Origin of the sequence: Pseudomonas sp. PS01270, assembly GCF_029959775.1 — a bacterium.
Lineage (GTDB): Bacteria > Pseudomonadota > Gammaproteobacteria > Pseudomonadales > Pseudomonadaceae > Aquipseudomonas > Aquipseudomonas atacamensis.
Genome location: NZ_JASCPT010000192.1, coordinates 1 through 7,043, shown reverse-complemented (window position 1 = coordinate 7,043; position 7,043 = coordinate 1). Strand labels below are relative to the sequence as shown.

Annotated in this window: 6 protein-coding genes; 3 read left to right on the top strand and 3 right to left on the bottom strand. The window is 61.7% G+C overall.

From position 1 onward, the window contains the following. Positions 1–79: 79 nt before the first annotated feature. Complete coding sequence (locus tag QMX86_RS26765; RefSeq protein WP_282387576.1) at positions 80–736, bottom strand: thiopurine S-methyltransferase; 657 nt, start codon at positions 734–736, stop codon at positions 80–82. A gap of 103 nt (positions 737–839) precedes the next feature. On the opposite strand from QMX86_RS26765, the gene QMX86_RS26760 reads away from it, so the two are divergent. Further along, a complete protein-coding gene (locus QMX86_RS26760) occupies positions 840–1,607 on the top strand; it encodes a class III extradiol ring-cleavage dioxygenase (RefSeq protein WP_110646790.1) in 768 nt (255 codons plus the stop codon). Between the two features lie 106 nt (positions 1,608–1,713). Here the strand turns inward: QMX86_RS26760 and QMX86_RS26755 are convergent, their stop codons facing one another. Beyond that, a complete protein-coding gene (locus QMX86_RS26755; protein WP_016770859.1) occupies positions 1,714–3,387 on the bottom strand; it encodes a DEAD/DEAH box helicase in 1,674 nt (557 codons plus the stop codon). Between the two features lie 419 nt (positions 3,388–3,806). Here QMX86_RS26755 and QMX86_RS26750 point away from each other — a divergent pair, with 419 nt between their 5' ends. Beyond that, complete coding sequence (locus QMX86_RS26750; RefSeq protein WP_073472434.1) at positions 3,807–4,598, top strand: crotonase/enoyl-CoA hydratase family protein; 792 nt, start codon at positions 3,807–3,809, stop codon at positions 4,596–4,598. Positions 4,599–4,707: 109 nt separating this feature from the next. Here the strand turns inward: QMX86_RS26750 and QMX86_RS26745 are convergent, their stop codons facing one another. Further along, positions 4,708–5,463, bottom strand: a complete 756-nt coding sequence (locus QMX86_RS26745) for a spermidine synthase (protein ID WP_024013768.1) — start codon at positions 5,461–5,463, stop codon at positions 4,708–4,710. A gap of 151 nt (positions 5,464–5,614) precedes the next feature. Between QMX86_RS26745 and QMX86_RS26740 the strand changes: the two genes are divergently transcribed. Continuing rightward, positions 5,615–6,961 (top strand): 3-deoxy-7-phosphoheptulonate synthase class II, encoded by a 1,347-nt coding sequence (locus QMX86_RS26740; RefSeq protein ID WP_038861070.1) that lies wholly within the window; start codon positions 5,615–5,617, stop codon positions 6,959–6,961. Positions 6,962–7,043 lie beyond the last annotated feature (82 nt).

Sequence of the window (7,043 nt, the reverse complement as noted above, 5' to 3'; positions counted from 1 at the left end):
GGCTCGCTCCCACCTTTGGAATGCATCCCACTGTGGGAGCGAGCCTGCTCGCGAAGACGCCGGAGCTGCTGACAGAAAACTATCTGGAAGAAACCTGATGAACCCTCTCCACCAACCACTCAACCCCGCCCTGCTGAAACTTGGGGCTCTCAGCCAGAATATCCCGCTCTTCCAGTTTCTCCAGCTGCCAACCCTGGCCGAGCAACCGCTGCACCTCATCATCATTCACCGCAAACGGCGGCCCGGGAATCTGCGTCTGATCGTAATCCAGGGTAATCACCAGCCCTTTCACCTCCGGCGCCAGCAACTGCTGCAGATGCGCCGCGTAGTGCTGACGCATGGCGTCCGGCAAGGCAATCAGCGCGGCGCGGTCGTACAGCGCCGTGCAACCGGCAACATCCTCTGCCGTCAGCGCGAAAAAATCCCCGCACCACAGTTCGATGGCATCACAGCGATAAACCTTGAATGCGCCCTTCTCGCTGATCTGCGGCTGCAATTGATGATCGCTGAAAAACTCCTCGACAGCCTTTTCCGCTAGCTCCACTCCAAGCACCTGATGTCCCTGCCCGGCAAGCCAGAGCAGGTCCAGACTCTTGCCGCACAGCGGCACCAGCACGCGTGCCGACGGTGCAATCGCCAGCTCCGGCCAATAGCGCTGCAAATACGGGTTGGCCTCGGCCTGATGAAAGCCGATCTGGTTCGAATCCCATTTCTTGTACCAAAACTCAGGCTGCATGGATCACTCCCGAAAAACCGATGAAAAACCGCAGAAACTTATATTGGATTCAGATCGATGATTTGACTGAAGATGGCTCATCTTAGCGCTCAGGAGCCCGTCCATGTTGCCCAGCCTGTTTATCTCCCACGGTTCACCGATGCTGGCGCTGGAGCCCGGTGCCAGCGGCCCGGCACTGGCGCGACTGGCCGCTGAACTGCCGCGCCCCAAAGCCATCGTCATCGTCTCGGCGCACTGGGAAAGCCAGGAACTGCTGGTCAGCAGCCACCCGCATCCGGAAACCTGGCACGACTTCGGCGGTTTCCCCCGTGCGCTGTTTGAAGTGCAGTACCCGGCACCGGGCAATCCGCATCTGGCCGCCGAAGTGGCTGAACTGCTGAACGCCCATGACTTGCCGGCGCGGCTCGATCCGCAACGACCGTTCGATCATGGTGTCTGGGTGCCGCTGTCGTTGATGTATCCGCAAGCCGACATTCCGGTGGTGCAGGTTTCGCTGCCGAGTCGCGGCGGACCGACCTTACAGACGCGGGTTGGCCGTGCACTGGCGAGCCTGCGCGAACACGGCATTCTGTTGATCGGCTCCGGCAGCATCACCCACAACCTCCGGGAGCTGGACTGGCATGCCGGCCCGGAAAGCATTGAACCGTGGGCGCGGGATTTTCGTGACTGGATGATCGACAAACTGGCGGCCGACGATGAAACGGCGCTGCATGATTATCGCCAGCAGGCGCCAAATGCGGTGCGCAGTCACCCGAGTGATGAGCATTTGTTGCCGTTGTATTTTGCTCGCGGCGCGGGCGGGGTTTTCAGCGTGGCACATCAGGGTTTCACGATGGGGGCGCTGGGCATGGATATTTATCGCTTCGGTTGAGGCCTTCGCGAGCAGGCTCGCTCCCACGGTAGCCAATGAACAGGCAAAAAAAATCCCCGAACCAGTCGGGGATTTTTTATGTTCGATCAATCAGCCCAAGGGCAGATCAATCTTCGCGGTAGCGACGCAGCTTGAGCTGCTTACCAGCCACGCGAGTGTCCTTCAGCTTGGTCAGGAGCTTTTCCAGACCTTCTTCCGGCAGTTCGACGAGGCTGAAGCTGTCACGCACCTGGATGCGACCGATCGCTTCACGGGCCAGACCGCCTTCGTTGAGGATGGCGCCCAGCAGGTTTTTCGCAGCGATACCGTCACGCGCACCCAGCGCGGTACGGCAACGAGCGCGGCCTTCGCCCAAAGGCATTGGCGCGCGACGCTCGCGGTCACCACGATCAGGACGGTCACCGGAACGCTCAGGACGGTCGCCACGCGGTGCGTTGTTCGGCACCAGTGGACGTTCCTTCTCGATCGCGGCCAGGTTCAGCGCTTGACCGTTGGTAGCCTTGCGCAGCAGCGCAGCAGCCAGTGCACGCGGGGTGCAACCGATGTCGGCAGTCAGGCGATCAAGCAGCTCACCGTGAGTCGATTCGGCATCAGCAACCAGCGGCGACAGGCTGTTGGTCAGTTTCTTGATGCGTGCATCGAGAACGGCTTGAGCGTCTGGCAGGCGTACTTCGGCAACTTTCTGACCGGTTACGCGCTCGATCACTTGCAGCATGCGGCGCTCACGTGGAGTCACCAGCAGCAGTGCACGACCTTCGCGACCGGCACGGCCGGTACGGCCGATACGGTGCACGTAGGATTCCGGGTCGTACGGCATGTCAACGTTGAATACGTGAGTGATGCGCGGAACGTCCAGACCACGGGCAGCAACGTCGGTGGCGACAACGATGTCCAGACGACCATCCTTGAGCGAGTCGATCACGCGCTCACGCTGGTTCTGGGCGATATCACCGTTCAACGCGGCGGCTTTGTAGCCTTTGGCGTCGAGGGCGCTGGCCAGGTCCAGGGTCGCTTGCTTGGTGCGCACGAACATGATCAGCGCGTCGAAGTCTTCGACTTCCAGCAGGCTGAGTACGGCCGAGGTTTTCTGGTCAGCGTGAACCAACAGGTGAGCCTGTTCGATCGCGGTAACGGTCTGGGTCTTGGTCTGGATCTTGACGTGTTGCGGATCGCGCAGGTGGCGTTCGGCAATGGCGCGGATCGACTGCGGCAGGGTCGCCGAGAACAGCACGGTCTGGCGGGTCGATGGCAGAGCCTTGAAGATGACTTCCAGGTCATCCATAAAGCCCAGCTTCAACATTTCGTCAGCTTCGTCGAGAACCAGATGGTTCACGGTCGACAGGACTTTCTCGTCGCGACGCAGGTGGTCGCACAGACGACCCGGAGTAGCGACAACAATCTGTGCGCCATTACGGATTGCCTTGAGTTGCGGGCCCATCGGCGCGCCGCCGTAGACAGCCACGACGGTGACGCCTGGCATTTGCTTGGCGTAGGTTTCAAAAGCGGTTGCTACTTGCAGCGCCAACTCTCGGGTTGGCGCCAGGATCAGGGCTTGCGGTTCGCGCTTGGCAGGATCGATGCGGTGCAGAATAGGCAGTGCGAACGCGGCGGTTTTACCGGTACCGGTTTGCGCCTGGCCAATCATGTCCTGGCCGGCCATGATGATCGGGATCGATTGCTGCTGAATCGCCGAAGGCTCTTCGTAGCCAGTCGCTGCGACGGCTGCAAGAATATTCGGGTTGAGATTAAAAGCGGCGAATCCGCCGGTTTCCTGGGTCATGGGTCTGCCTCTAAGTGCATCCGCAAAGACCCATGCTCCAAAGCTGCGCATGCCGTGTTGAGACTCAAGAGTCGCCCTGGCAGCTTTGTCGGCGGGGATTTGCGAAAACGAATGAATGAAGATGAATCGTCAAGGAAGAGCCCGCAATGCGGACGTGCAGCCGAAGCTGACTTCGGGAAATGCGCTACCTAAACGCGGCCCGGTTAAAGGCCGGCGCGCACTATACCGGATTTCGCCCGAAAAGGGAGCTTTTTTTGTGGCCCTTATCCGTGTGTCACCGCCGTGTAACGGGGTTTTGCGGATAATCGCGCAACGGTCTATTTTGCAAAGGCCCGGCCCTGCGGGCGATGACGCTTAAACGGTTCACCGACCTGCGGCAAAGCGCCGCGCACCCGCCCTTCCCGCTTGAGGATTTAGCCATGAATCAGCCCTGCGCCGGCCGCGTCAGCCGAGAACGTCGTGGTCATGTGCACTTGATCGGCCTCGATCGGGCGGCCAAGCGCAACGCTTTCGATATCGACCTGCTCAACGACCTGAGCCTGGCCTACGGCGAATTCGAAGCCGACCGCGAAGCGCGGGTCGCCGTGGTGTTCGGCCATGGCGAGCACTTCACCGCCGGGCTCGATCTGGTCAATGCCAGCGCAGCCCTGGCCGAAGGCTGGCAGGTTCCGAGCGGCGGTTGCGATCCCTGGGGTGTTTTCGTCGGCCCGAGAGTGAGCAAACCGGTCATCGTCGCCGCGCAGGGTTACTGCCTGACCATCGGCATCGAGCTGATGCTGGCGGCGGACATCAACCTGTGCGCGAGCAATACCCGCTTCGCGCAGATGGAAGTGCAGCGTGGGATCTTTCCGTTTGGCGGCGCGACTTTGCGTTTCCAGCAGATTGCCGGCTGGGGCAATGCGATGCGCTGGTTGCTCACTGGCGATGAATTTGATGCCCACGATGCGTTGCATCTGGGCCTGGTGCAGGAAGTGATGGCCAGCGAAGATTTGCTGCCCCGCGCGATCGAGCTGGCCGAACGGATTGCCCGGCAGGCGCCGCTGGGGGTGCAGGCGACCTTGATGTCAGCGCGACAGGCGCGCTATGAGGGGGAGACAGCGGCGGCGCAGGCGTTACCGGCGCTGGTGAAGAAGTTGCTCGCCACTGAGGATGCCCGGGAGGGGGTGCGGTCGTTGGTGGAGCGGCGTCCGGGGATCTTCAAAGGCATCTGAAGATTCTGCTGCCTGTCAGGGCCTTTTCGCGAGCAGGCTCGCTCCCACAGGTAGAACGCATTTCAAATGTGGGAGCGAGCCTGCTCGCGAAGGGGGCGGTCCTGCCGGCTCAGGTCGCCGGGCGAATCGCGTTGATCAACGACTGCAACGAATAACCCAGCTGCGGCGCCAGCGCTTCGGCCCGCTGGGTCAGCGCCTGCATGTCCAGCGCCTGATCGAGATCCGCCGGAACGATCAGAATCACGTTGCCCTCCTTCACCGGCAACTCCCAGTAATGCCGGTGATAGAGCCCGCGCAACAACGCCGCGCCCAGCGGTTTGCCATCGTCGGTGGCCCACTGGTTGATCACCAGCCAGCCGCCCGGATTCAGGCGCTTCTGACAATCGCCGAGAAAACTCCAGGCCAGATGCCCGACACCGGGACCGACATCGGTATAGAGGTCGACGAAAATCAGATCCGCCGGCTCGGCAGTCGGCAGCAATTCCAGCGCATCGCCGACGCGGATGTACAAACGCGGATCATCATCCAGACCGAGATATTCGATGGCCAGGCGCGGCACGTCCGGGCGCAGTTCGATGGCTTCGACGTCTTCCAGCGGCAGAAACTTCAGGCAAGCCTGGGTCAGCGTGCCGGCGCCCAAACCGAGAAACAGCGCACTCTCCGGCTGCTCGTGGCACAGCGCGCCGATCAGCATCGCGCGGGTGTAGTCGTACTCCAGCCAGCTCGGGTCGGCGGTGAACACGCAGCTCTGCTCGATCGCATCGCCGAACTCGAGAAAGCGGTAATCGGCCACTTCCAGCACGCGAATCACGCCGAACTCATCCTGTACTTCGGCGAGCAGATGCTCGACGCGCTCCTCAGTCATTTCGTCTCCTGATGGTCACCGGGCGCGGTGACGCGATGGCACCGCTGTGGCGCCGTGGCAAAGCGGCGATTGTCGGCGATGGGGCGGGAGCAGGTCACGCACTAATTGCTGCTAACATGGCGCTTCCCTGCGTATGAACTTCGAGACCGTGATGAGCCAACCGTGGAGCCCTGACAGCTGGCGCGCCCTGCCGATCCAGCAACAACCGCAATACCCCGACGCCGCGCACCTGCGCCAGGTCGAGCAAACCCTGGCCAGCTATCCGCCACTGGTGTTCGCCGGCGAAGCGCGCGAGCTGCGCCGCCAGTTCGCCGAAGTCACCCAGGGTCGCGCGTTTCTGTTGCAGGGCGGCGATTGCGCGGAAAGCTTCGCCGAATTTTCCGCCGCGAAGATCCGCGACACCTTCAAAGTGTTGCTGCAAATGGCAATCGTCATGACCTTCGCCGCTGGCTGCCCGGTGGTCAAGGTCGGGCGCATGGCCGGCCAGTTCGCCAAACCGCGTTCGGCCAACGACGAAACCATCGGCGGCGTAACCCTGCCGGCCTACCGTGGCGACATCGTCAACGGCATCGGCTTCGACGAAAAGAGCCGCGTGCCGGATCCGGAGCGTTTGCTGCAGTCCTATCATCAGTCCACAGCAACCTTGAACCTGTTGCGCGCTTTCGCCCAGGGCGGTTTTGCCGACCTGCATCAAGTGCACAAGTGGAACCTGGATTTCATCGCCAACTCGGCGCTGGCCGAGAAGTACAGCCACCTCGCCGACCGCATCGATGAAACCCTCGCGTTCATGCGCGCCTGCGGCATGGACAGCTCGCCGCAACTGCGCGAAACCAGTTTCTTCACAGCCCACGAAGCGCTGCTGCTGAATTACGAAGAAGCCTTCGTCCGCCGCGACAGCCTGACCAACGATTACTACGATTGCTCGGCGCACATGCTGTGGATCGGCGACCGCACCCGCCAGCTCGACGGCGCGCATGTCGAATTCCTGCGCGGGGTGAACAACCCGATCGGCGTCAAGGTCGGCCCGAGCATGAACCCTGATGACCTGATCCGTCTGATCGACGTGCTCAACCCGGACAACGATCCGGGGCGGTTGAACCTGATCGCGCGGATGGGTGCGAACAAGGTCGGCGATCATCTGCCGGCACTGATCCGCGCGGTCCAGCGCGAAGGCAAACAAGTGCTGTGGAGCTCCGACCCGATGCACGGCAACACCATCAAGGCCAGCAGCGGCTACAAGACCCGTGACTTCGCGCAGATCCTTGGCGAGGTGAAGCAGTTCTTCCAGGTGCACGAAGCGGAAGGCAGCTATGCCGGCGGCATTCATATCGAGATGACCGGACAGAACGTCACCGAGTGCATTGGAGGCGCGCGGCCGATTACCGAGGATGGCTTGTCCGACCGTTATCACACCCACTGCGATCCACGGATGAATGCCGACCAGTCGCTGGAATTGGCGTTTTTGATTGCCGAGACTCTGAAGCAAGTCCGCCGTTAGACCGCGTCGCCTCCCTTCGCGAGCAGGCTCGCTCCCACACAGGACCTGTGGCCTACACAAAACCAATGTGGGAGCGCGCCTG